The sequence below is a fragment of the Kribbella sp. NPDC051936 genome (genome assembly GCF_040680955.1).
GTDB lineage: Bacteria > Actinomycetota > Actinomycetes > Propionibacteriales > Kribbellaceae > Kribbella.
Window position 1 is genome coordinate 79,834 of sequence record NZ_JBFAXS010000002.1, and the last position, 24,261, is coordinate 104,094.

The following is a 24,261-nucleotide window of genomic DNA, read 5'->3' on the forward strand; positions in this document are numbered from 1 at the left end:
ACTCCACACGATCCCAGCCGGGATCCAACGCTTCCGCAACTTCTTGATAACCGTCTCAGCTGCCACGACCCTTCCCGAAGCCTCTCGTCCGGTGCCTGACAGGAGGCTTCGGGACGCGCTCCGCAACCGGGCGCCGGCCGTCAACTCCGGCGTACGGCGTCGATGAACTGCTTGATGTGGGGCAGTTGGTTCGGGTCGATGGTGTGGCCGCCGGGGAACGGCAGGAGTTGCACGTCGGCGCCGCGGCGGCGGAGTTGCTCGGTCAGTCTGGTGGTTTGCGCGGGCGTGGCCATCGGATCGTGGTCGCCGTTCACGATCAGCACCCGCTTCCCGGCCAGAGCCTTGTCTGTGGGCTCGTCGGCGGCGAAGGGCACCATCGCGGCGAGCAGTACGGCGCCTGCCATCGACTCTGGCTGGCGTAGCAGCAACGCGGATGCCATGTTGGCGCCATTAGAAAAGCCGATCGCCAGCCAGGAGCCAGGAACAACGTGGTACTTCTGCTCGGCGGCCGCAAGGAATGCGGCGAGCTCGTCGGTCCGCAGCCGGAGGTCCTCCTCGTCGAAGACGCCCTCCTGGAGCCTGCGGAAGAACCGAGCCATGCCGTGCTCCGACACAGTCCCGCGAGGCGACAGCGCCGGTGCGTCGGGGGCAAGGTGATGCCGCAGTACCAGGAGGTCATGCTCGTCGCCCCCGGTACCGTGCAGGAAGAGGAGCGGCGGACTGCCGGAACCCGGCTGCCATACGTGCGGTCGCGCGAGCAGATCCGCGCTCACGCTGCCGACTCCGGTGGCGGTGGTACGCGCAGCGCCGGCAGAGAGGCCTGGATCTGTTCGCGGTTCGGTTCGAGCCAGGGCGGAAGTTTCAGATGCTGGCCGAGTTCCAGCAGCGGTTCGTCGACGGTGAAGCCCGGCTGATCTGTCGCGATCTCCAGCAGGACCCCGCCGGGTTCGCGGAAGTAGATCGACGTGAAGTACTGGCGATCGATGATCTCGGTGACCTGTACGCCGGCATCGATCAGCTCGAGTCGCCACTTCGCCTGGGTCTCGCCGTCAGGTGCGCGGAAAGCGATGTGGTGAACCGTCCCCGCTGCCTGGAGTCCGCGTGACGCCTTGCTCGGACGAACGTCGACAGCCGTACCCTCGGCGCCGCCGGCCATCACGAAGCGTGTCCCGTCGGTCGTGTCCTGCCCGTGCTCCATCCCCAACATGCCCGCGAGCATTTCAGCCGTCGGGTCGAGGGCCTGCTCAGTCATGGTCACCGAGAACAGGCCGCGGATCGCGTCATCGGACGATATGGCGGCAACGCCGTCCCAGCCCGACCGGCTGTCGCCCTCGGACGCGATCAGCTCGATCACAAGGCCGTCGGGATCCCGCAACCTCAGCACCTCGTGGTCGGAGTGGGCCACCGGCGCGTCCGCGTCGACGCCGAGCGCTTGCAGGCGCTGCTGCCACCAGCCGAGGGACTCCGACGGCACGCTGAACGCCGTGGCCGTCGTGAGGCCGGTACCCTGCCGGCCCTTCGGCGCCCCCGGCCACGGGAAGAACGTCAACAGGGTGGACGGCCGGCCCGACGAGTCGCCGTAGTACAGATGGTAGGTCTCCGGGGCGTCGAAGTTGACCGTCCGCTTGACCAAGCGCAGCCCCAAGACCGTGGTGTAGAAGTCGACATTGCGCTGCGGGTCCTCCGCAATCGCAGTGACGTGGTGGAGCCCATGCGGTGCGATCGAATCAACCATTGCTCGTTCCCTTCCAGCCACCAACAGGGACGGAATCTTCTGGCCCTCCGACTCTAGGACCGAGCCCGCCCGCCGAGCGTGACAGATCTCGTCGTTGACGTACTCATCAGATGGTCGCGCCTGCGACGACAAACCCTTGCCGTCGCTCACAGGAGCGATCACTGTCGGCTCTGGCCGATGCACGAAGCCGCGCCGTCGCCCCCTGCCGGCGTCGACTCCGGCGGCCAGCGCCACGCGACAGGACGCTGCGGGTGAGCCTTGGCTGCCGACGTGAGCCACGCGCAACGAGAGCTGATGTGGCTCCATCAGACCTGATGTCGGGTCGTAACTCACCTGGAGCCCGGCCGTTCGGCGCGGCGTCGCCGGATCATCCTGGTCGCAGATCCTCTGTTTGGGAACGGCTGGTCAGGGTTGGGATGTGCAATCGGTCCTGTTCGCGCTGCAGGTATTTCAGCGTGCGGCGTTCGGTTTCGCCGGCAGTCTGATGCAGCGCCGGCGAGGTACTCGACCAGCGCTGTCTTGCCGATCCCGGCCTCGCCCCGCACCACCAGTACGGCGCTGTGCCCCGAGCGCGCCGTCTGGACCAGGTCGAGCAGCGTCTCACACTCTTCCTGTCGCCCCCGCAGCGGCCTGAAAGGGCGGGGTCCGCGATCCACCACTGCCTCCCGCCGCTCGAAGGATGCAGCCGGAGGCCGAGATACCTCAGATCAGGTGCCGGAACACGCCGTCGTTGGGCTTCATGGGTAGCGCTACCGCGGGGGATCGGCCTCCGAGATCTGCCTGCGCAAACGTCCAGTGCCCGCGCTCGAAGACGTGCGCGATCGGCGGCTGGCCGACGTGGCCGAATGCAGAGGGATAGCTGCACCCGCGCGCCATGACCCGAACTTCGTTCGCCGGCTCACTCAGCTGACCGTCGTCGGCCACGACCTTGAGTCCCAAGTTCGTGAATGATGAACTGCTCGGTCGTGGTGAGACCCGCGCCACGCAAGGTGTAGGAGCGGCCGTGGGCGGCGAGGTCGACGCCTTCCGTCTCGAGATTGTCCAGCGTCCAGAGGGGTGGGCGGAACTCTGACCGTGAGCCGCGGCAGCTCGCGGTACGGCACGTCGGCAGCCTCCGAGCCGAGCCGGAAGAACTGGCTGTTGGTGATAGAGATGTGGTGGCGTAGCCCGGAGAAGTCGACTGTTGCCCGCTTCCGGTTGATCCTGTTGGTCGCGAGTGCGACGAGTCCGTCGATCCTCACTTGCGCGATGTTCGGGCTGAAGTAGCCGCGCGAGAACCAGATATCGTCTGCATACCCGCCGTTGCCGATGGCGACATTCGTGAGCTCAACCAGGTCGAAGCCGACAAGAATCACCCGCTCCGGGCCTGCATCCGACTTCGGCCTAACAACACAGCGTCGGCCGGCGAAGCCCAACATGCACGAGCGCTCCAGCTCCGCCTTGCCGATTCCCTGATTGCCCATGCTGCAGTCGATGTCGACACCATCGATGCGGATCGTTCCCCGCAGAATGATGTCGAACTCGAACTCCTGGGCGCCAGGCTGATAATGCTTCCACGTCGCCTCCGCTACTTCCTCCGGTGAAGGCTTCGTAGGCATGAAGAACAAGCCGTGAATGTCGTCCGGATGGGACAGATCGAACCGGCCGGCAGCAATAGCGGCGTGTTGTCCCTGGTCGCACACTCTATGGCTCGAACGACGTCGTCCGGCTGAGCCACTTGTCCACTTCCAGATCGCGATCTATTCCCCGTACAGTCCATAGCCTGTCGCGTACTTTCCCGACCTCGGACGGAGCCGCACCTTGGGCCGCCCGCCGCCGAACTGTGGCGGGAGCCGATCACACAAAGTCGGATCCAAGTCCCGGAAGTCCTCACAGGTGGGCCGTTCCTCGAAGGGATTCCACACCGCCGCACGCGACAACGAACTCGTCCGGAAGTGACCCCGCGGAGGCATCGTCATTGTCGCCGTCTCGGATCCGCTGGTATATGTGACGTCCACAACCCAGTCGCAATCGCACTTCGTCGTGGCGGCGATCACGTCGACGATAAGCTGATCGCCGCGATCCAATGCCAACGGCGCCGGCGAAGTCGGCTTGTCTTCTCCCGTTCTCCACGCGAGGTTGCCCGTGTCGAGATTGGCGCGCAGGTACCGTGGCTCCATTGGCGTGGCTTCGCCCCCTTGTGCATCTAACGTGAGGATTCCACGCACCGGCGGGCGTCGCTCGGTCACCCGTAGAGCGAACTTCTGGATGACCACCGTGTCCGAGCGCGTGCCGGTAAACACCAACCGAATCGCCGTCGTCATGGCGTCGACCTCGTCGGCACGGTACGTCCACGCCGGCTTGACCGTCGGGGCGCCGTCAGCAGCAGCCTGACCGTCGGGCCAAGGAAACCTACTCAACCGTTCTGGCACGATGACCTGGTCGAAATGAAACTCGGCATCGGTAGGAATCTGATAATCGCGCAGAATCACGACACCGAGAGCATCCTGCCCGGCCGCCACCTTCGCAGACTCCCACAGACCCGGGCCGAAGAACCCGACGGCCCAGGCGGCTACCAGCCCGACAACCGATACCCCCGCCCGCTTCACTACGCCCCAGACGCGCGCTCCCCGCCCGGCTTCCGGATTGTCGGAGCCGGACCGGCCGTCAGCGCGATTCTTCTGCTCAGTCACGGCAATTCCCCCGAAGCAATCCTATATCTGCCAGAACGCGGCATGAAGACTCGCCAATCATCAACACATTCTCAGCAGAGCATCGGAGCATACATTCACACAATCCTATGATTGACGTGCGCAGGTGAAAATCGCGGCCGATTCAAGCATTCGCTTGTTCCGTCACGGATCCGGTCAGATCACCATTTCTTTGCTTTCACCCTGGGTTCGCGCAGGAGCACCATGAGAGTAGGGGTGCGTGCGCGGGCGGGTGGGAGGGGAACGTTCATGTCCGCTGAGTTGATTGTCGCCCTGGCGACCGGGCTCCTCGCCCTGATCACGGCCGGCGTCGGCGCGCTGATCAACAGCTGGATCACGGCGCGCGCAGGTGTTGATGAGGACCTCCGCGACCGGCGTCTCGCCGTCTATCCGAAACTGTGGCAAGCGACAGGCGCAACGCCGCGGTGGCCCCGAACCGAGCCGAGTCGCCACGATCTCACAGAGCTGCACAAGGCATATCGCACTTGGTACTTCTCCATCGGAGGCATATTTCTGTCGGAGTCGGCGCGAGCTCGGTACGGCGACGTCCAGAAGCTGCTCGAAGCCCTGCTCACCGCGAGCTCGACCGATCGGGCACGAGGGACTCCCCGCGAAACCGACCGCCTGACCGACACCGCCTATGTGGACCTCATGGAAACGACCAGCGCCTTACGCACCGCCCTCGCCCAGGATCTCGACACCCGCCGACGCTCGTCGGTTCGGGACCTTCGCCGACGGTCGCGCTGGCACAAAGAGGCGGCGGGGAAAGCGACCGCCAGGATCGAGCGAGCGAAGATCCAGGAAGCGGCGTTCCTACGCCACGACACAGACCGCCAGTGACCCCGGGACCCACCCGGTTGCCACCCTGCATGAGCCAAGTCGCCATCACTGTCACCGTCGTGGCAACTGCGCAACAACTCGTCCGTCTCTCGGCGTGACCGATCCACCTCGAAGAATTTCCATCGGGCCCGGTGGTTGGCAGCCACTACCCCGTCGAGGTCGACCACGCCGTGACCGTACGGCATTAGCTAGTTGTCCGTCGCGAGGGCGGAACCGTTCTTCCAGATGGATGTACTCAACCCGTGGAGCTGGCAGGGCGGTGATGGTGGCCTGATCTACCCCGCCTCGTAGTGGTACGACACGTGGAGCCAGCTCTCGTTGGTATCGTCATCGGGGTCGCCGTACCGTGGGTCGCGATCCGACTGGAAGGCACGCGCCTGTTCGCCGCGTGCACGAAGTACCAGCCGTTGAACGCGATGGCGATCGGCCTGCTCGTGCTGGCGCTATCGTCTACGGCCTCCTCGTTCTCGAGTCCGGCATCCCCGCCAGCAGGCCGGCGACGTCCCATGCCGTAGGTGTCTTGTACGACCTCGGCACCGCACGTAGATTCGGAAGCGATCCGTTGGCCGCGGCCGGCATACGTTGTTCGGAAGGGGTCACGGAGAGGCGCTGGGGGAAGACGCTCTGGGAGCGCCAAGACGCTCGCGCTGCGGGCATCGCTGCTTCGCCATGCCGTCAGTTGAGTCGCAAACTACTTTGCTTCTGGGACGAGATGACAGATTCGCAGGAAGCGGGTCGCGCCGCACACCGGCCGGCGATGCGTGGAGGTACTTGTTGGGGGTGAGTGCGATGGAGGATCGCACGCGTTCGGTGTCGCCGATGAGTCGGCGTACGTTCATCAAGGCGGTGGGTGGCACCGCGGTTGGCTTTGCGCTGTACACCTACCTGCCCGGGGGTGGGATCCAGGCGATGGCTGAGATCCCGGGAGGCACGTTGAGTCCGGCTGATGTGCCGAAGTACCGGACCGCACTGCTGATACCGCCGGTGATGCCGCGCGCCGGCACGCTGACCTCACCAGGCGGCAAGCCGGTGGATTACTACGAGATCTCCATGCGGCAGATCTCCCAGCAGATCCTGCCCGGCCCGCTACCGGCCACGGTCGTTTGGGGGTACGGCGCGGTCAAGGCCGCGAGCAGTCGTGGCCTGCTGATCCATCACGCGCCGTCGCTGACGATCGAGGCGAGCGTGAACCGGCCGGTGCGGGTGAAGTGGATCAACGACCTCGTCGACGCGGCCGGCAACTTCCTGCCGCATCTGTTGCCGGTCGATCCGACGCTGCATTGGGCGAATCCGCCGGGCGGTGTCGCGGACAGGGACAGCCGGCCGGACTTCACCGGTCAGCCGACGCCAGGCAGGTACACAGGCCCGGTTCCGACGGTCACGCATGTGCACGGTGCGGTCGGGGTGGCCGACGACAGCGACGGGTACGCCGAGGCGTGGTACCTGCCGGCCGCGGCCGACGTCGGGGACTTCGCGAAGACCGGCACCTGGTACGACTTCTTCGCCGGCAAGGCGAAGTCCAGCTACGGAGTCACCTGGGGCCCGGGCTTCGCGACCTTCCAGTACCCGAACCTGAACCGGGCCTCGACGATCTGGTACCACGACCACACGCTCGGCATGACAAGACTGAACGTGTACGCCGGACCGGCCGGGTTCTTCATCCTTCGCGGCGGTCCGGCCGGCGACAAGACGGTGCTGGACAGCCGGACCGGTACGGTCGCGGTGCTCCCGGGGCCGGCGCCGATCGAGGGCGACAAGTTCCCGCCCAACAAGACCTACTACGAAATCCCGATCGCGATCCAGGATCGCGCGTTCAACACCGACGGCTCGCTGTTCTATCCAGACACTCGCAGGTTCTTCGACGAGCTCGTCGACCCGTACATCCCCGACGGTCCCTTCTCACCGATCTGGAACCCCGAGTTCTTCGGCAACATGATCATGGCCAACGGCAACACCTGGCCGTTCCAGACCGTCGAGAAGCGGCGCTACCGGTTCAGGTTCCTCAACGGCTGCCAGTCGCGGTTCCTGATCCTCGACTTCAGCCAGATTCCTGGTGTCGAGGTGTGGGCGATCGGCAACGAGGGCGGCTTCCTGGCCGCGCCGGTGAACCTGACCGCGACCAACAACAACCAACTGCTGATGGCATTGGCCGAGCGTGCCGACCTGATCGTCGACTTCACCAACGTTCCGGCCGGCACCTACATGCTCGGCAACGTCGGGCCCGACGAGCCGTACGGCGGCGGTCTGCCGGGCGTCGACTTCGAGCCCGCCGATCCGGACTCGACCGGGCAGATCCTGCAGTTCCGCGTCGTGCCGACGGTCGCACCCGACCCCACCACGCCGCCGCGGTTCCTCCGGCTACCGTCCATCACACCGCTGCCGACGGCCACCGTCACGCGGCAACTGGCGCTGATCGAGGAGGCCGACGTCGGCCTGACCGAGGCCGAGGAGGAGGTCGAAGGACCCGTCGAGGCACTCCTCGGGATCGTCCAGAGCGGCTTCACAGTGAAGAAGCTGTGGATGGATGACGTGACCGAGAACCCGGCCCTCGGCGCCACCGAGATCTGGGAGATCTACAACACCACCGCCGACGCACACCCCATGCACATCCACGAAGTCGCCTTCGAGGTCGTGAACCGCCAAGACATCCTGTCCGACGACGACACCGGCGCCGTCCAGATCGCTCCAGGATCCGTACCACTCCCGCCGGAATCCTGGGAAACCGGTGTGAAGGACACCGTCACCGCGCTACCCGGGCAAGTGACCAGGCTGCGGCTCCGATTCAGCACACCCGGACAGTTCGTGTGGCACTGCCACATCGTCGAGCACGAGGACAACGAGATGATGCGCCCCTACCGCATCGGCCCGCCACAACCCGGCCAACCAGCCTGACCGCGCGGCGCCGCGCCCAACGACCGTCTGGCGCGGTCGTCGGGCAAGCGGCAGGGACCGGTCGCGGATTTCAGGGCATGTCGAGGTCACTTCTTTCGAATCTGGTGCTTGCGGCAACTGTCAGAGCTGCGGCGACGGCGCGGTCGATGCTCTCGGCCTCCACCAGTCGCCGCGAGGTCGGACAGCAGTCGTACCGAATCGTGACGGACATCTTCGACGACGCGATCTACGGAATCAACCACCTGGCGCAACAGGTCTCGATCCAAACGCATCGACACTGGAAATCAGATCTTTTCAACTGGAGCAGCTCGCCGCCCTCTGCTTCAAGGACACCGATGCGTAGCCCCATCTGTGGACAAGCGCCGTACGCCGGTGCACGCTGTAGTCAGGTCGAGGTCATGGCTCTGGCGGGAGGGGATGGAGCGATGAGCACGGACAGTTCCGGTCGGTCGTTCGCCGAATACCTCAAGGACGCGCCGCCGGCACAGGATGCGTCGGCGAAGATCGTCCTGACCGGCGAAGTACGGCGATCGACGGACGACAGCAAGTTCGTCTTCAGGTCCCCGGAGTCGGGGACCGCCGAGCTGGACGTCGAAGCAGTCCTCGAGTTCGAGCCGCTGGACGGCGGCCTGACCCGGATCACCCTGGACGCCACGCGGCTGCGCGATGCCGCCGCACGCCGGGCGGGTACGTCCGGCGCGGTGCCCTTCGTGATGGCGACGCCGCACCGCGCGTCGGCGGCTTCGATCCGGGCCCAGCTCCGGAAGGCCGAGCTGAGTGCCGCGATCCTCGACGTGGAGACGGCGTTCATCAAGGACGTTTGGGGAGACGGGGACACGGATGCGTTCTTCGACGCGCCGATCGACCAGACGCTCCCCTTCTGAGCCGAACTGCGGGCCGGCCGCGGCAGTTCGATGATTCTCGTCAGCTCGGCGCCCGGCGACGGCCATGCCGAAGAGGTCCTGGCCAAGCTGGCCGAGCAGGGCGCGCCGTGCCGCCTTCTCGACCTGTCGTCGTTTCCGCAGCACCTCGCACTGACCGCCCGCTATCCCCGGAACCGCGATCCGCGGTTCGAGCTGCGGTTTCCGGACGGCGTGATCGTCGATCTCGCGGAGGTCCGCGCTGTCTGGTGGCGACGTCCGCAGCCGTACCGGATCGCTGCCGAGATCACCGACGCCGCCATGCGCCACTTCGCCGCGAGTGAAACCGCGACCGCGGCGGCCGGTATCTGGCAGGCCACCACCTGCCTGTGGGTCAACCATCCGGTCAACGACGCTGCGGCCGCTCACAAACCCTGGCAACTGGCCACCGCGCGATCCGCGGGACTCACGATCCCCGACACCTTGATCACGAACGACCCCGAAGAGGCTCGCTCGTTCTGGGAGGGCCACTCCGGAAATGTCGTCTACAAGCCGTTCCGCCAGACTCGTACCGCCTGGCGCGAAACCCGGATGCTCCTGCCCGAGGACGTCTCGGGCATCGAAGCCGTTCACCTGGCGCCGGTCCTCTTCCAGGAGTTGATCGAAGGCGTCGCCGACCTGCGCGTCACGGTGATCGGCGACGAGCTGTTCGCGGCAGCCGCTGTGCTGGACGAGGCGGGGTACGCCGTCGACGTCCGCTTCAACCCAGGAATCGGCTACCAGCCGCACACACTGCCCGACGAGGTGGTCATCGCGATCTTCCGCCTCATGCGGGCGCTCGGCCTGGAGTACGGCGGCATCGACCTACGACTCACTCCGGGCGGCCAGTACGTGTTCTTCGAGGTCAACCCAGCGGGCCAGTTCCTCTACGTCGAACGCTCCTCCGGCCAGCCCATCACCGCAGCCCTGATCGCCCACCTCCTCAGCGGCAAACCAACCCGAGTCGGTCCGTAACGTCCCCGCCTGATCGCTCCGGATGCTTGTCGGCAGCTGTGCACAGCGGGCCAAATGAGCGGCGGGGATCGGCTCGGGGAGCGTGTCGCGTGCCAGGACTGCGCCGAGACGAGTTCATCGCTCTCGCAGGTGTCAGCGAGCGCTCCGTGGAGCTGATTCAGGTCCGCCGGTGATCACCACCTCAGCAACGGAGCCGGATGCGGCCGTCGTGGACCTCGACGGATTGGTCGGCGGTGGTTAGGTGGGTGTGGTCGTGTGTGACGAGGACGGTGGCGGTGGACTGTTCGTGGGTCAGGCGGGCGATCAGGTCGATGACTGCTGCGCCTCGTTCGTGGTCGAGGGCGCTGGTCGGCTCGTCGACCAGGAGAACCGTGGGGTTGTTCATCAGGGCGCGCGCGATGTTGATGCGCTGGCGTTGGCCTCCGGACAGTTGGTGCGGGCGGCGTCCGCCGTACCGGGCCATGCCCACGGCGTCGAGCAGCTCCATCGCGCGGGTGCGGGCCTTGGACGGTTGGCGGCCGTCGATCTGGGCCATGACCTGGAGTTGCTCGGCGGCGGTGAGTGAGGGCAGCAGGTTGGGCTGCTGGAAGACGATGCCGATGGACTTGCGGCGCAGGTTGGTGAGTTCTGCGCGGCTGAGTCGGGTGGTCGGCGTGCCGTCGATGGTGACCGTGCCGGAGTCGGGCGTGATCAGCGTCGCCGCTACCGCCAGCAGACTGGACTTGCCCGAGCCGGACGGGCCGATCACCGCGGTGAGGCTGCCTCTCGGAACCTCCAGCCCGACATTGTCGAGAGCCGTCAGACGCGTGTCGCCGTCTGGGTAGGTGAGAGTGATGTCGGTCAGGATCAGGCTCATCGGACGCCTCCCAAAGCGGTCAGGGGGTCGACGGAGGTGATGCGGCGGATAGCAAGCGCGGCCCCGAGTGCGCCGAGCAGGACCAGCACGACGGCCGGCAGGAGAATGCTGGCCGGAGTGAGCAGGAACGGTACGGCGGAACCCGACACGAGCGCGCCGACGCCGGCCGCAATGCTGGTTCCGATCAGCGTGCCGCCGACCAGGAGAACCACAGCTTGACCCAACGCGTCCTTGAGTAGGGTCGCTGTGGAGGCGCCGAGTGCCTTGAGTACGGCGACGTCGCCGCTGCGCTGAATTGTCCACACGGTGAAGAAGGCACCTATGACCAGCGCCGAGATCGCGAAGAGAAACCCCCGCATGAGCTGCAGCGAGCCGTTCTCGGAGGTGTAGGAGCCGATCGCGGACAGTGATTCCTTGGTCGACACCGTTTTGGTACCTGCTGCTTGATCGCCGGCCGCGAGATCGACCGCGGAGGTGGTGGTGAGAGCAATCACAGTGGCCGCGGGCCGAACACCGGATCGCGGCGCGATCTTCTGCCACGTGTCCAGACTGATCCAGATGACAGGCGTGTGGCTGAACGAAGCATCCCCCTGCACCGCGGAGACCTCCAGCTCCTGTCCAGCCAGCGACAGCGTGCCACCGGGCACCAGGCCGAGGTCGTCGGCAGCGGCTGCGGAGAGCACGACAGACCTCCCGTCGACCTTGCCGCCGTCAGGCGCGAGACGGGAGCCAGGCTGGACGCCGAACGCGGAGACTCCGATGCTCTTGTCACCGGCACTGGCCTTGGTGGTGATGATCCCGAGCGGCTCGGACCTCGCTACTCCAGGTACCTTCGACCACTCCAGCCACTGCTTTTCCGTGACGGTCGAGTTGGAATACGACAGCTTCTGCCCACCGCTCGGCGCTTGGAACGCGATCTTGTCGGCCGGCAGACCTGTGATCGCGGAGATGTTCTGCTGCCCCAGTCCGGCGGTCAGGCCCGACAGCAGGCCGACCAGCAGCGTGATCAGAACTATGACTGTAGCCATCAGGGCGAACCGCCCCTTGGCGAATCTCAGATCTCTCCAGGCAACGAACACGGCGGCCTTCCAGCGATAGAAGATGTGATGTCTTCCAGCCTCGCCGCCGGCCGACGCCTACGCATCTGGCACGGGACAGCACTCTCCGGGCCGAAACGCAGGGCGCTGCCTGTAACTTTCGATGGATGTCCCAACGTGTCCGGCTCCGTAGTCTGGAGACATTGTGAGGACCTCTGCCCTGACCCCGACCAGCCGAACTCTGATGTGGTGCCTGCACCTGCTGATCATCGGTCTGCTCGCGCTTGCCGCCACCCGCGCCGTGATCGACAGCCGACCCAACGCCGGCTGGATCGTTGCCTTGGCCGCCGGATGCGGGCTGGCGTACGCCGTCGGGCCGCTGCTGCCCCGCGTCCGCCTCTCGAAGACTGCGGCTGCGTGGTGGCTGGCGGTTGTCGGGCTGGTGTGGCTGGCGCTGCTGGCCCTGTCCCCTGACGGCGTGTGGGTCGCCTTCCCGTTGTACTTCCTCCAACTGCACCTGCTGCCTCGCAGGGCTGGTTTGGTCGCCGTACTCGTCACCGCAGCTGCGGCCGTTGCCGGTTTCGCCGCCCACCAGCACTCATTCAGCCCGGCTGTCGCCATCGGACCGGCGCTCGGCGCTGCTGTAGCCGTGGCGGTCGTCCGGGGCTACCAGGCCTTGTACCGCGAGAGTGAAGAACGTAGGCGTCTGATCGACGACCTGACTGCCACCCGGGCTGACCTAGCCACCGCTCAGCACAACGCAGGAATGCTGGCCGAGCGCGAACGCCTTGCACGCGAGATCCACGACACTCTCGCGCAGGGCCTGTCGAGTATCCACCTCCTGCTGAGCGCCGCGGAGCGTGCGCTACCCGATCGTCCCGAGGTCGCCGGTCCGCAGGTGGCCCAAGCCCGCCAGACCGCAGGGGACAATCTCGCCGAAGCCCGCCGCTTCGTGGCTGCACTCACACCACCCGCGCTCGAGCGGAACTCGCTCGCCGGAGCGCTCGAGCGACTGTGCACCACGACCTCTGCTCGGCTTCCGCTGACCGCGCGGTGGAGCAGCAGTGGCGAGCCGGTGTCGCTGTCGACTGAGCAGGAGGTAGCGCTGCTACGCATCGCTCAGTCCGCCCTCGCCAACACGGTCCAACACGCAGAAGCCACAACAGTCGACGTCGCACTCGACTACCTCGGCGACCGCGTCGCACTCCGGATCGCCGACAACGGCGTCGGCTTCGACACCATTCGTCGGATCGCCCCTTCCGATACCGGCGGCTTCGGGATTGCCGCCATGCGTGCCCGGATGGAGGAACTCGGCGGCAGTCTGCACGTCGGATCCAGCCCACGGCGTGGCACCACGCTGGTGGCCGAGTTGCCACTCGCCATCCCTGCCAAGACCGAGGCTCCTGCGTGACCGACACCCCGATCCGCGTCCTCCTCGCCGACGACCACCCGATCGTCCGGGCCGGGCTGCGCGCCGTACTCGACACCGAAGCCGGCCTCGCGGTCGTTGCCGAGGCCGCTACCGCCGAGGACGCCGTCGCCCGTTGCGCCGAAGGTGGCATCGACGTGGTCCTGATGGACCTGCAGTTCGGCACACGCATGACCGGCGCCGAGGCGACGGCTCTGATCACAGCCCATCCGGCCGCCCCGCGCGTACTCGTGGTGACGACCTACGGCTCCGACGCGGACGTCCTCCCCGCGATCGAAGCCGGTGCCACCGGCTACCTGCTCAAGGACGCCGCACCAGAGGAACTCGCAGCCGCCGTACGAACCGCCGCCGCGGGCCGTACCAGCCTCGCCCCCGCCATCGCCGACCGGCTGATGAACAGACTCCGTACGCCGATCACGACGCTCACCCGCCGCGAAACCGAGGTCCTGGCTCTGGTAGGCGAAGGCCTCTCCAACCGGGCGATCGCCGACCGCCTCCACCTCACCGAAGGCACCGTCAAGTCCCACCTGGCCCGCATCTACACCAAGCTCGACGTCGACTCCCGCACAGCCGCCCTGGCCACCGCCACTCAACTGGGCCTCATCCGCCGCTGATTCCGGCGTCGACACCGGCCGGTGCCCTCTACTCGCGAAGGAACAGCAGGTAGTCGGCGAGGCGGTCGGCGAGGCCGGGTGGGACCTCGGCGAAGACACTGAGCTCGTCAGCAGACACATACGGTCCACGGATCTCGCGCACCTGCACCACGCGCTCGGCCATCTCCACAGTCATCCCGGACAGCCGCAGGAGCACATCAGCGGGAACGTAGTTGACGTCGATCAACCCGCCATCATCGAAGTTGCGCTGCGCGTCGGGCCGTCCGATTCCCAGCTCCCGCGCCAGTGCCGGATCGTCGGTGGCGATCTTGCGGGCTTTGCGCCGCAGCTCACGACGATCCTCGGCCATTTCGATGGCAGCATCCAACGCCGTCTCCTGGATCGGCGGGTGCGTGCCGAAGACCGAAGCGCGAAAGGCGAGTGCGTGCACCGTGCCCACGAGCCAGGCGACAATGAAGAACACGAAGCCGACGTCGTCCGGCAGGACAAAGAACAGGACGACCGACGCGGTGTACAGGACTGCGGCGATCACGAAGTGCCGAGACCGCGCCCGCTGCGCGGCCCACAGGAATGTCACGGGTGTGGCAAGACCGAAGGTGACCAGAGGCGAGACCGCCCACAGCCAGCTGATCACCTGCGTCCGCGTGTCCATCCGGCGGGCGGGAACCGGCCCCGATGCAGGCGGGTCAGCAAGTGAATCCCTCGAGCGGTTCGACGGGTCGGCATTCCCGGGTGGTTCGCGGCCATGGGTCGTCGGCTGCGCGAACGGCCGGGACCGGGGCTGCCCGGGACGCGGGGATCGGCCAGGTTGTGCCTCACCGTACGGATCATTCACGTCGACTCCTTGGTGTGCCGGCCAACCTCAGCACAGGTTCCGACCTGGCCGAAACAGCCGTCAATCAACTCGATGCTGCACCCGGCGGCAAAGTTGCGCACGGGGGCAAGGCCGCCCGTGCGACCGGGCAACACAAATTCCGGTTGCCCCGCGTGCCCGTTGAGGCACTTCATCAACGGCGAACCAACCTGCGATCTCCCGGAACGCGTCCAAGCGGGTGTCCGAAAGGGGGACATCATGAGCACCATCCGTAAACCGATCCGAACCGCCCTCGCCGTCCTGGCCGTCGCCGTCCTCCCGGCAGGCGCGGTCGCTGTGCCGAGCTTCGCCGGGACCGCCGGGGGCACGGCCGGCGCGGGCGCACGCCGGCGGGCTGATCAGCCCTGCCGGCGAGGTGCCGGCCGCCTGGCGGATCCACGCGCGAGCGGCCAACGTGCCCGGCGTCATCGGTCGCGCGGCGGCGGTCAACCGGCACGGCGACCTGGCGGTGTCCGGGTCCGGTCTGCCCGCCGCCATCGCCCATCGCGGCGGACGAATCGTCCCGCTGCCAGGCGTCGCCGGAGGCGAAAGCGGCGCGGCGGCCACACTCAGCGACTACGGTGTAGCGGCTGGCTGGCTCATCGACAACCAGCAGGCGCATCCTGTGCTCTGGCTTGGCTGCTGACTCCGTCAGCCCTCAGCCAAATCACGGAATCCAGCAGTAGATCGACCGCCCCACCGGCGCAGCCGGGCCGGACCCGCACCTCCGCGCCCGGCTTGCCGCCGTCACCACGAGCCCGCCGGTGTCCTCCGTCCAGCTCCAGTTCGGCCTGCTCGGTGCTCGACTCCGACGAGCCACCCACCGCCGTACTCCGCGCCAACGGGTACGTCGTCGCGGCCGCCGCCAACGATCTCGTTGCGCTTGGCAAGGACGTGCCGACCGACATCGCGCTGGCCGGCATGGACGACGCCGGGCCGTGCGACCTCCTGCCCTACTGATCTCGTAGGCGATGAGAGATCATGAGGCCGGCAGAACACGATCGAGTCCGTTCGGTAGCGGGTGACATGACCAGGCAACTCTCCAGGACCAAGCGCTGGGCAACCGCCTACTGGGGCTGCGCCCTCGCACACGGACTAGGTCATCTGCTTGATCACCAGGGACTGCGTATCGTCACCAAGGCCGCTCTGATGCCGACGCTGGCGACCTGGTGCCGCGCCAGCGGTTGCCCACGTCTGCTGGTCGCTGCACTTCTCGCCGCCGCCGCCGGCGACACTCTCCTCGAACAGAAGCTGCTTCTGCCGGGCATGGCAATGTACAGCGCCGGACACGCCTGCTACGTCACGCTCTTCCTCCGGGGCCGCAGCCACTCACCGTGGCAGGCCGTCGCCGTGTACGGCGGACTCAGCACCGGCATTGTGATGCTCCTCTGGCCCGGTCTAGGTCCCCTGCGAGCACCCGTCGCCGCCTACTCGCTGATGCTCACGGCGACCGCGGTGACATCCAGCTGGTACGGCCGCCGCGCAGGTGTCGGCGGGGCTCTCTTCCTCGTCTCCGACGCCCTGATCGGAACCCGCTTGGCCGGGCACGACTTCCCGACCCGCGCTCCCCTGGTCGGCCTGACCTACACCGTCGCCCAGTACGAACTCGCCGCCGGCATCGTCACCCACGCGTCCAGCACCCCACCTTCGGCGCCACCGAACCAGGTTTCCCTGTCCCAGTCGCAGGGCACCTGACAGTGCCTCCACCCGGGACGGTTGAGCCTGCGGCGTCCTGGAGTGGAGGCCCAACATGGTTCAAGTGAGAAGGCTGAGACCGAGCACCTTGTGGGCGAGCAGGGTCGCGGCCAGGAAGACCAGGCTGGTGAACACGAGAGTTTCGAACCAGTCGATGCGTGCCGGTTTTCGCGCCGGCAGGATGATCGGGTTGTAGTACAGGATCGATACCGCGGTCACCGCGACCGAGAAGACCAATCCGGCCAACGGCGCCCACCGGAAGTCGGCAAACAACGCGCCGATCGTCAGTGCGGCAGCGGCGTACAGCGTGAGGTTGGTGCGCACGAAGGCTCGCCAGGAGTCGTGCCGTGACGTCCCGGTCTTCACTGCGGCCCTGTACAGCTCGTAGGCCAACGAGAGTGTGAAGGCCGCAGCGAGAACCCACGCCGCGTGCTCCGCAAGATCCATCACGCCATCATAGGTTGTCTGGCTACATATACGCCATTAGCATGTCCAGGCATGACCGATTCTCAGGTTCGCGAGCTGGTGGCGATCGGGCTGCCCGGCTACCGCGTCCGACGCGTCGTGCCGCTCGGCGCGGGACTGGACAACGTCGCCTACGAGGTGAACAGCGAGCTCGTGGTTCGGATCGCCCGGGAGCCTGGTGCGGTACGGCGAGAGGCGGCGCTGCTCGATCTGCTCGGCGAGGTGAGCACGCTGCCTGCGCCGGAACCGGTCTTCATCCTGCCCGAGCACGACTGCATCGCCTATCGGAAGCTCCCGGGTACGCCGCTCATCGATCTTTCGCCGGCCCGCCGGTCGGCCTGGGCTGCAGGTGTCGGCGCGGAGCTCGGAGGGTTCCTCTCCGCCCTGCACGCGTCCGAGCCAGACCTTTGGTCCGATATCGCAGACGTCGACGACGAGCCGTTGGCCAACTGGCGTGACGAAGCGGCGGAGCTGTACGCAGACGTCGCAGAACGCCTGGCACCCGGCCAGCACCGCGGCATCGAGGACTTCCTGCGCGCGCCACTGCCTGACCCGGCACAGACGCTGGTCTTCTCCCACAACGACCTCGGCATCGAGCACGTTCTCGTTGCCGAGAGCACCGGTTCGGTCTCCGGCATCATCGACTGGTCCGACGCTGCCATCTGTGACCCGGCCCGCGACCTCGGTCTGATCCTGCGCGACCTGGGCACCACCGGTTTCGAGGCCGCCCTCGAACGGTACCCGGCCGGCGACGATCTCCGGGACCGTGCCTGGTTCTACGCGCGCTGTTCCCTGCTCGAGGATCTTCAGTTCGGGCAGGAGCCCGGGCGCGACACCTACCGCGACAAGTCGCTGGCCGCCCTGGGCGAGCTGTTCGCCTCGATCTGACGTCCGCAGCAGGCGACGCAAGTGTCGCGATACAGCGTCGAGACTGTCGCTCCTGCGCGGATTCGTCGCCGCGGCGGCACTTCTACGGTCAGGTCATGATCAACCTCGTATCGGATCCGCGGACGGCAGCCAAACTGGGCCGCCCACTGTGGCAGCTCGCCGCGCTGTCCTTGCTTGCGGCGCCCCGCGTCGTGCTGCACGACCTCGACCTGATCCCGAACACAGCAGTCGCAGGTCTGCTCGTCTTTGTTCCTGGTGCCATCTGGATCGCGGCCACGCTGCGCTCGCGCGCTCGATCGCCGTTGCTGACGCTGCTCGTCATCGGCACGTGCTACGGCGTCATCCTCGCGCTCGGACACAATCTGGCCTGGAACGAGGCATTCGACGGCGCAGGCCCGAGTCTCGGCGGCAACCTGGAGGGAACCCTGTCACCGGGTGCCGAGGAGGTCGTGCTGCGCGCGGCGGCGAGCATCAGCAGTTTGTTCACCGGCGCGGGAACCGGGTTGGTATGCGGCCTCGTAGCCGTACTCGTACAGGCTCTTCGCCGACGGTCCGCCGATCGCGGGTAGAAGGCTGTTCAGCCGCTCACGAGTCCCCAGCGGTGCGCGAGCACGATCAGCTGGGCGCGGTCGCGGGATTGAAGTTTGGTCAGAAGCCGGCTGACGTAGGTACGGGCGGTTTCCGGGCTGATGAACAGCGCGCGGCCGATCTCCTCGTTCGAGCAGCCGCGGCCGATCTCGGTCAGGACCTCGCGTTCGCGGTCGGTCAAGGCTTCGACCCTCGGGTCAGGCTTCACCGGACCGGCAGACCGAGCCAATCGTTGCATCAACTGATGTGCGATCGCAGGCGCCAGTACCGCGTCGCCTCGAGCGGCGACGCGGATCGCCTGTCGCAGGTCCTCAGGCTCGACATCCTTGAGCAGATAGCCTGTCGCGCCGGCCCGCACCGCTTCGATCACCTCGTCGTGGTCGTCGAACGTGGTCAGGACCAGCACTGGGGTGCACGCGAGCGCGGGGTCCGCACGGATGGCGAGAATCGCTTCGATGCCTGACATCACCGGCATCCTCAGGTCCATGAGGTAGACGTCCGGGCGGAGTTGCCGCCCCAAGTTCAGGGCTTGCCGGCCGTCGCGGGCTTCTCCGACCACGCGCATGGTGTCGCCGCGGTCGATCAGTGCGCGCAGGCCTACTCGCACCAGCGCCTGGTCATCGACCAGCAGTACGCGAATCATCCGCACCCCCTGCCGGAAGGCTCGCGCTGACCCGCCAGCCGTTGTCGACGCTGATCTCGAGCACACCTGATACGGCGTGGACTCGTTCCCGCATTCCTTCCAGGCCGTTGCCGTACGGCGGAACGGCAGCCGACCCGGACCACGACGTGCCGTCGTCAATAACGTCGACAGTGAGGTTTCCCCGGTCGTCGGAACCGATGTGGACACGAATACACGAGGCGTCCGAGTGCTTGAGCGAATTCGTGACGGCCTCCTGCACCAGCCGATACACGACGTGCTGCACCTCCGGATCGGCTCGCAGTCCCTGGTCCATCCGGAGGTCGACGTCTACGCCGGCCAGCCTCGGGCTCTGAAGAACGGCCGGAAGGTCGTCCAATGTGGGCGCCGACGGCTGATCCCCCGGTGATCTGAGCAACGAGACCGTCGACCGAAGGTGAGCCATCGCCTCGATCACAGCAGTTCGCGCTCGATTCAGCGGATCCTCTCCGGCGACGGAGGTGACGCCGTACTTGTCCCTGGCGGCGCCCAGAAACAACGCGGCGACCGAGAGCGCATGCCCGAGGGAATCGTGCAGGTCACGAGCAAGCCCCAACCGCTGTCTGCGGGCGCTGGCTTCAGCCTGCAGGGTGCTCTCGCGCGCTGTCAGTTCGGCGACAGTGCGTCCGCGCTCCGCGAGCTCGCGGCGAGCCCGCACGCCGTCTCCCAACGCGATGACCGCCGCAATCAGAGCAGCGTGCGACACCAACTCGTAGCCGAGCACGAAAGCGATCGACTGTCCGCTCGCGAGCCGGTAACAGGTCGAGGCCAGCAGCGCAACGGCTCCGGTCACCACGGCCGCAAACGTCCGCCGAGCTTCGGCGGCCGAGTACAAGGCAGCAGCGATCGGCACGGCGACGCCGATCGCGGGGAAGCCGGCGGCGTAGTAGGTGAAGAAGCCGATCGCAGTCATGGCCAGCACCAGGGCCGGCGTCTGCCTGCGCAGCATCATCAACGCGCCCAGGCCCGCAGCCCACAGATAGGGCAGCGGGTCGACCGGCCGCGAACTGGCCTGATCCGCCGCGACCGCCACCGAAACCGATCCGGCCACCGCAACCAGGAGCATCACATCCACACCCCGCGGCGAGACATGGCCCGCCCGCAGGATCATCCGTCGCTCCACCTGGCCGAGAATAGCCGCCCTACATGTAGCTATACAACCTATGCTGTCGCCGATGCCAAGACGAATGCGGCTCGGCTTCGCGTCGGCCCGCTGGGTTCTGTGGGAGGAACGGCTGCTACAGCAGACCTGACTGCGTGCCCATTCTTGCCAAATCCCGGGGTTGGTGGCGAGAACGGGCAATTCGTTTACATCTGTCCGCGGTGCTGATCAGATTCCGTCACTCCAGACCACCGAGAGGACACCATGCGTTCTTCTGCCCGTCGGCTGCTCGTGCCGGGCGCCGCGTTTCTCCTGGTCGTCGGTCTTGCCACTCCGACGACGGCCGGCGCCGAACCTCCCCCACCGCTCCCCACTGCCGGCGTCGCGGCCGCGGCAGGGGGGACACCTCTCGACCTGACGCTCATCACCGGCGACAAGGTCACGGTCGCGCCCGGTCCCGGCCGCGCTGTGTCGGTGCAGGCCGTCGAACGCGCTCCACGGTCGACGGGACCGGTGCGGGTCAGCGTCGAGAACGGCGACACGTTTGTCTACCCCGGCGCCGCGATGCCGTACCTGGCGACCGGGCAGCTCGACAAGCAGCTGTTCAACGTCAGTGAGCTGGTGGCCCAGGGGTACGACAACGCCAGGAGCAAGGATCTCCCGCTGGTCGTCACCGGCTCGCCTGGCGTGGCCGCCAAGTCCGCGCGCCGCTCGGCGCTGCCGGGCACGACCACCACGCTCGACCTGCCGTCGGTCGAGGGCGCGGCCGTCAAGGCCGAGAAGGCGGAAGCGCCGGCGCTCTGGTCGGCGCTGACCGGGCAGAGCGGTCCGCGGGCGAAGGCGAGCACCGTCGCGGCGCCCTCGTTCGCGGCGGGGATCGGCAAGGTCTGGCTCGACAGCAAGGCGCGGACGATGCTCGCGGACACCACCGCACAGATCGGCGCGCCCGCGGCGTGGGCGGCGGGCGAGACCGGCAAGGGCGTGCGGGTCGCGGTCCTGGACTCCGGTGTAGACCTGGGGCACCCGGACCTGGCACCGCGGATCGTGGCGACCAAGAGCTTCGTGGCCGGTGAGGACGTCGTCGACCGCAACGGTCACGGCACGCACACCGCGTCGACCGTCGCCGGCACCGGCGCGGCCTCGGACGGCAAGGAACGTGGCGTCGCACCGGACGCCGATCTCATCGTGGGCAAGGTGCTCGGCGACAGCGGCTCGGGTCCGATCTCCGGGATCATCGCCGGAATGGAGTGGGCGGCGCGGACCGAGCACGCCAAGGTGATCAACATGAGCCTGGGGACGGCGGCCTGGCACACCCAGGACGATCCGCTGAGTCAGGCCGTGAACGAGCTGAGCGCCGAGACCGGAGCCCTGTTCGTGATCGCCGCGGGCAACTCGGGGAGCAGCCCGTACAGCGTCAGCTCACCGGGTACGGCGGACGCCGCCCTGACCGTCGGCGCGGTGGACGGTTCGGACCAGCTGGCCGACTTCTCCAGCGTCGGCCCGCGGCTGATGGACGACGGTCTCAAGCCCGACCTGACCGCACCCGGCGTCGACGTGCTGGCCGCGCGGTCGCAGTACATGAACGACGGCGGCGAGGGCTACTACCGGACGGACAGCGGTACGTCGATGGCAGCTCCGCACGTCGCCGGCGCGGCCGTCCTGCTCGCCGCGCAGCACCCGGACTGGACCGGGCAGCAGCTCAAGGACGCGCTGATGAGCACCAGCAAGCTGACGCCCGCGTACACGCCGTACCAGGCGGGGACCGGACGCGTCGACGTTGCGGCGGCCTCGCTGCACGGCCAGCTCCTCGCCAGCGGCTCGGTCGACGCCGGGCTCGTCCCATGGTCGCCGGAGCCGACCCGGACGCCGGTCGAGCGGCAGATCAGCTACCGCAACACCACGGACAAGCCGCTCACGCTGCGGCTGTCCACCGACCGGGCCGGGATCTTCCGCCTCGCGGCGACCCAGGTGACAGTGCCGGCGAAGGGCACCGCCGCGGTCGGTTTCACGGCGGACCCGAACGGCCTGGCTCCAGGCCAGTACTCCGCCCAGGTCTTCGCGACCTCCTCGACCGGTACCGTGCACACGGCCGTCGGGCTGGCCGTCGAACCCAAGAAGTACAACCTCACCGTCCACCTGAAGGACCAGACCGGCAAGCCGGTCAGCGGAGAGGTCGAGGTCACCGGCGCCGACGGGAAGTCCACCATGTTGTGGGCAGCCGACGGCCAACTCACCAGCCGGTGGGCGCCCGGCTCGTACACGATCGTCTCGACCCTGGACGTGCCCGGCAGCAACGGCCCGCACTCGCTCGGCCTGGCCTTCCTGACCGCGCCCGAGGTCGACCTCACCGCGGACCGGGACGTCGTCCTGGACGCGTCGCGGAGCCGTCCGATCAAGGTCGACACGCCCAAGCCGACGACCGTCACCACGAGCAGGTTCGACCTCTTCCGGTCCTTCACCTCGGCGCAACCGACCCCAGACGACAGGGCCGCGCTGCACGAGATCTTCATGCCACCGCCGGACTACGACAGCTTCTGGGCGCTGCCGACGGAGAACAAGGTGCGCACTGGCAGCTTCGTGCTGACCACCCGGTTCCGGGCCGAACAGACGCCGCTGACGATCAGCTACGACGGCCGCAGCCTCGACGACTCACTGCTCGTTCAGCCCGGCTCCCCCGCGTTCCGCGCCGGTACGACGCGCGTCACGGCCGTCCTCGCCGGCACCGGCACGCCCGCTGAGTACGCCGCTCTGGACGCGCGCGGCAAGGCGGTCGTCGTCCGCAACAGCATCGACGTGCCGCCCGCGGACCGGGTCGCCGCGGCGCACGCCGCCGGCGCGGCCATGCTGCTCGTGGTCAACGACGGGATCGGCCGCTACAACGATTGGTACGGCGGAGCCGACGGCCGGACCCTCGGCCCGATCCCGACGGTGTCGCTCACCCTCGACGACGGCGAGGCGCTGATCAAGAGGCTCAGCACGCGCCGGACCGAGCTGACCGTCGCGGCCAACCCGGTGCCGTCGTACCTGTACGACCTGGTCGACTACCACCAGGGCAGGGTCCCGGACGACCCGTCCGCGGCCACGGACCCCGGCAGCCTCGCCCGGATCGAGAACGACTTCGCTCCCCCGAACGGGCAGCAGGTCCTGGAGAGCCGCGAGGACAGCCCGGCGTACGAGTACTTCCCGGCCGCCTTTCCGTACGCCGTGTTCGGGTCGATCCGGGCACCGCGGTTCCCGGCGAAGCCCGCGGTGGGGCACCGGACGGACTGGGTGTCGGCGGGCGCGAAGTGGCAGCAGTACGCCTCGATCAACGGCTGGGCGACGTTCACCGACATCACGAGCTACCAGCCGGGCAGCGTGCAGAGCCAGCGCTGGTTCGGTCCGATCGTGCGGCCGCGGATGCTCGAGTTCGAGCTCCCGCACCGGGTCGGCAACGCGATGGGCGGCATGATCGCCGGGTTCGGCGACGGCGGCTCCGCGCACAGCGGCGACTCGCTGATGACACGCAGCTTCGCGCTGTACCAGGGCGAGGAGAAGCTGGTCGGGAACGGCCCGCGGCCGGACTTCGGCGTGGGCGACCTGGCGCCGGAGAAGCGGCCGTACCGGTTGGTGGCCGACACCGTCGGAAACGCCGAGCTGACGCCGTACTCGACGAGCACGCACACCGAGTGGACTTTCACGTCCGGGGAGGCGGAGAACCAGCCGCTGCCGCTGGCCCAGCTCGACTACGGCGTGGACGTCAACGCGGCTGGCCGGGCGAAGCGGAACTCGGTCTTCGCCGTCAAGCCGGTGGTGCTGGGCAGCAGCGCCCGGCAGGACGCGGTGGTCTCGGTCGGGCTGGAGGTCTCGTACGACGACGGGGCGACCTGGCAACGCCTGCAGCTGAAGGAGAGCAAGGGCAGCTGGGAGACGCGGCTGCAGGCGCCGGCGCGGGCCGGGCAGGTGTCGCTGCGGGTCATGGCCAAGCAACGCAACGGCGGTGGCATCAGCCAGACGATCGTCCGGGCCTTCGGGCTCAGGTAAT

At 67.6% G+C, this 24,261-nt stretch carries 24 protein-coding genes; 12 read left to right on the top strand and 12 right to left on the bottom strand.

What is annotated here, in order from left to right:
- Nucleotides 1-140: 140 nt before the first annotated feature.
- The 6 genes from AB0L64_RS06125 to AB0L64_RS06150 form a co-directional block, all read right to left on the bottom strand.
- Entirely contained in the window at nucleotides 141-599 is a 459-nt protein-coding gene (locus AB0L64_RS06125; RefSeq protein WP_363708268.1) for a dienelactone hydrolase family protein, read from the bottom strand.
- Between the two features lie 170 nt (nucleotides 600-769).
- A complete protein-coding gene (locus AB0L64_RS06130) occupies nucleotides 770-1,885 on the bottom strand; it encodes a ring-cleaving dioxygenase (RefSeq protein ID WP_363708270.1) in 1,116 nt (371 codons plus the stop codon).
- Nucleotides 1,886-2,064: 179 nt separating this feature from the next.
- Nucleotides 2,065-2,394, bottom strand: coding sequence for an ATP-binding protein (locus AB0L64_RS06135; RefSeq protein ID WP_363708272.1), 330 nt, complete (start codon nucleotides 2,392-2,394; stop codon nucleotides 2,065-2,067).
- 43 nt (nucleotides 2,395-2,437) lie between these two features.
- On the bottom strand, nucleotides 2,438-2,659 hold the full coding sequence (locus tag AB0L64_RS06140; RefSeq protein ID WP_363708274.1) for a hypothetical protein: 222 nt from the start codon (nucleotides 2,657-2,659) through the stop codon (nucleotides 2,438-2,440).
- The gene (locus AB0L64_RS06145) at nucleotides 2,638-3,342 is read right to left on the bottom strand and encodes a hypothetical protein (RefSeq protein WP_363708276.1); all 705 of its coding nucleotides are present in this window, start codon (nucleotides 3,340-3,342) and stop codon (nucleotides 2,638-2,640) included. The genes AB0L64_RS06140 and AB0L64_RS06145 overlap by 22 nt, the downstream gene beginning before the upstream one ends.
- A 132-nt stretch (nucleotides 3,343-3,474) precedes the next feature.
- Nucleotides 3,475-4,407: a hypothetical protein gene (locus AB0L64_RS06150; RefSeq protein WP_363708277.1), complete on the bottom strand. Its 933-nt coding sequence runs from the start codon at nucleotides 4,405-4,407 to the stop codon at nucleotides 3,475-3,477.
- Nucleotides 4,408-4,674: 267 nt separating this feature from the next.
- Between AB0L64_RS06150 and AB0L64_RS06155 the strand changes: the two genes are divergently transcribed.
- The 4 genes from AB0L64_RS06155 to AB0L64_RS06170 all read left to right on the top strand — a co-directional run bounded on the left by AB0L64_RS06155 (nucleotide 4,675) and on the right by AB0L64_RS06170 (nucleotide 10,031).
- Nucleotides 4,675-5,265: a hypothetical protein gene (locus AB0L64_RS06155; RefSeq protein WP_363708279.1), complete on the top strand. Its 591-nt coding sequence runs from the start codon at nucleotides 4,675-4,677 to the stop codon at nucleotides 5,263-5,265.
- Between the two features lie 819 nt (nucleotides 5,266-6,084).
- Nucleotides 6,085-8,157, top strand: coding sequence for a multicopper oxidase (locus tag AB0L64_RS06160; protein WP_363708281.1), 2,073 nt, complete (start codon nucleotides 6,085-6,087; stop codon nucleotides 8,155-8,157).
- Nucleotides 8,158-8,582: 425 nt separating this feature from the next.
- On the top strand, nucleotides 8,583-9,041 hold the full coding sequence (locus tag AB0L64_RS06165) for a hypothetical protein (RefSeq protein WP_363708283.1): 459 nt from the start codon (nucleotides 8,583-8,585) through the stop codon (nucleotides 9,039-9,041).
- Between the two features lie 30 nt (nucleotides 9,042-9,071).
- Nucleotides 9,072-10,031 carry an MvdC/MvdD family ATP grasp protein gene (locus tag AB0L64_RS06170; RefSeq protein ID WP_363708284.1) on the top strand — a complete coding sequence of 320 codons (960 nt, stop codon included), beginning with the start codon at nucleotides 9,072-9,074 and terminating at the stop codon, nucleotides 10,029-10,031.
- 181 nt (nucleotides 10,032-10,212) lie between these two features.
- Here the strand turns inward: AB0L64_RS06170 and AB0L64_RS06175 are convergent, their stop codons facing one another.
- On the bottom strand, nucleotides 10,213-10,887 hold the full coding sequence (locus AB0L64_RS06175) for an ABC transporter ATP-binding protein (protein WP_363708286.1): 675 nt from the start codon (nucleotides 10,885-10,887) through the stop codon (nucleotides 10,213-10,215).
- On the bottom strand, nucleotides 10,884-11,915 hold the full coding sequence (locus AB0L64_RS06180; protein ID WP_363708288.1) for an ABC transporter permease: 1,032 nt from the start codon (nucleotides 11,913-11,915) through the stop codon (nucleotides 10,884-10,886). The genes AB0L64_RS06175 and AB0L64_RS06180 overlap by 4 nt, the downstream gene beginning before the upstream one ends.
- 214 nt (nucleotides 11,916-12,129) lie before the next feature.
- Here AB0L64_RS06180 and AB0L64_RS06185 point away from each other — a divergent pair, with 214 nt between their 5' ends.
- Both AB0L64_RS06185 and AB0L64_RS06190 read left to right on the top strand, forming a co-directional pair.
- On the top strand, nucleotides 12,130-13,335 hold the full coding sequence (locus AB0L64_RS06185) for a sensor histidine kinase (RefSeq protein ID WP_363708290.1): 1,206 nt from the start codon (nucleotides 12,130-12,132) through the stop codon (nucleotides 13,333-13,335).
- The gene (locus AB0L64_RS06190; protein WP_363708292.1) at nucleotides 13,332-13,967 is read left to right on the top strand and encodes a response regulator transcription factor; all 636 of its coding nucleotides are present in this window, start codon (nucleotides 13,332-13,334) and stop codon (nucleotides 13,965-13,967) included. Before AB0L64_RS06185 ends, AB0L64_RS06190 begins: the two co-directional genes overlap by 4 nt.
- Before the next feature lie 28 nt (nucleotides 13,968-13,995).
- On the opposite strand, the gene AB0L64_RS06195 is transcribed toward AB0L64_RS06190, so the two are convergent.
- Nucleotides 13,996-14,601 (bottom strand): helix-hairpin-helix domain-containing protein, encoded by a 606-nt coding sequence (locus tag AB0L64_RS06195; RefSeq protein WP_363708294.1) that lies wholly within the window; start codon nucleotides 14,599-14,601, stop codon nucleotides 13,996-13,998.
- 634 nt (nucleotides 14,602-15,235) lie between these two features.
- Here AB0L64_RS06195 and AB0L64_RS06200 point away from each other — a divergent pair.
- The 3 genes from AB0L64_RS06200 (at nucleotide 15,236) to AB0L64_RS06210 (ending at nucleotide 16,515) form a co-directional block, all read left to right on the top strand.
- Nucleotides 15,236-15,466: a hypothetical protein gene (locus AB0L64_RS06200; protein WP_363708296.1), complete on the top strand. Its 231-nt coding sequence runs from the start codon at nucleotides 15,236-15,238 to the stop codon at nucleotides 15,464-15,466.
- A 152-nt stretch (nucleotides 15,467-15,618) separates the two neighbouring features.
- On the top strand, nucleotides 15,619-15,780 hold the full coding sequence (locus tag AB0L64_RS06205; RefSeq protein WP_363708298.1) for a hypothetical protein: 162 nt from the start codon (nucleotides 15,619-15,621) through the stop codon (nucleotides 15,778-15,780).
- A 66-nt stretch (nucleotides 15,781-15,846) separates the two neighbouring features.
- Nucleotides 15,847-16,515, top strand: a complete 669-nt coding sequence (locus tag AB0L64_RS06210) for a lysoplasmalogenase (protein WP_363708300.1) — start codon at nucleotides 15,847-15,849, stop codon at nucleotides 16,513-16,515.
- 60 nt (nucleotides 16,516-16,575) lie between these two features.
- Here AB0L64_RS06210 and AB0L64_RS06215 read toward each other — a convergent pair whose 3' ends face one another.
- Complete coding sequence (locus tag AB0L64_RS06215) at nucleotides 16,576-16,962, bottom strand: hypothetical protein (protein ID WP_363708302.1); 387 nt, start codon at nucleotides 16,960-16,962, stop codon at nucleotides 16,576-16,578.
- 51 nt (nucleotides 16,963-17,013) lie between these two features.
- Between AB0L64_RS06215 and AB0L64_RS06220 the strand changes: the two genes are divergently transcribed.
- Together AB0L64_RS06220 and AB0L64_RS06225 are read left to right on the top strand one after the other, a co-directional pair.
- Nucleotides 17,014-17,868 (top strand): aminoglycoside phosphotransferase family protein, encoded by an 855-nt coding sequence (locus AB0L64_RS06220; RefSeq protein WP_363708303.1) that lies wholly within the window; start codon nucleotides 17,014-17,016, stop codon nucleotides 17,866-17,868.
- 95 nt (nucleotides 17,869-17,963) lie between these two features.
- Nucleotides 17,964-18,437 (top strand): hypothetical protein, encoded by a 474-nt coding sequence (locus AB0L64_RS06225; RefSeq protein WP_363708305.1) that lies wholly within the window; start codon nucleotides 17,964-17,966, stop codon nucleotides 18,435-18,437.
- An 8-nt stretch (nucleotides 18,438-18,445) separates the two neighbouring features.
- On the opposite strand, the gene AB0L64_RS06230 is transcribed toward AB0L64_RS06225, so the two are convergent.
- Both AB0L64_RS06230 and AB0L64_RS06235 read right to left on the bottom strand, forming a co-directional pair.
- Complete coding sequence (locus tag AB0L64_RS06230) at nucleotides 18,446-19,099, bottom strand: response regulator transcription factor (RefSeq protein ID WP_363708307.1); 654 nt, start codon at nucleotides 19,097-19,099, stop codon at nucleotides 18,446-18,448.
- Entirely contained in the window at nucleotides 19,074-20,246 is a 1,173-nt protein-coding gene (locus tag AB0L64_RS06235) for a histidine kinase (RefSeq protein ID WP_363708308.1), read from the bottom strand. The genes AB0L64_RS06230 and AB0L64_RS06235 overlap by 26 nt, the downstream gene beginning before the upstream one ends.
- 255 nt (nucleotides 20,247-20,501) lie before the next feature.
- On the opposite strand from AB0L64_RS06235, the gene AB0L64_RS06240 reads away from it, so the two are divergent.
- Nucleotides 20,502-24,260 carry a S8 family serine peptidase gene (locus AB0L64_RS06240; protein WP_363708310.1) on the top strand — a complete coding sequence of 1,253 codons (3,759 nt, stop codon included), beginning with the start codon at nucleotides 20,502-20,504 and terminating at the stop codon, nucleotides 24,258-24,260.
- The last annotated feature ends 1 nt before the right edge of the window (nucleotide 24,261 follow it).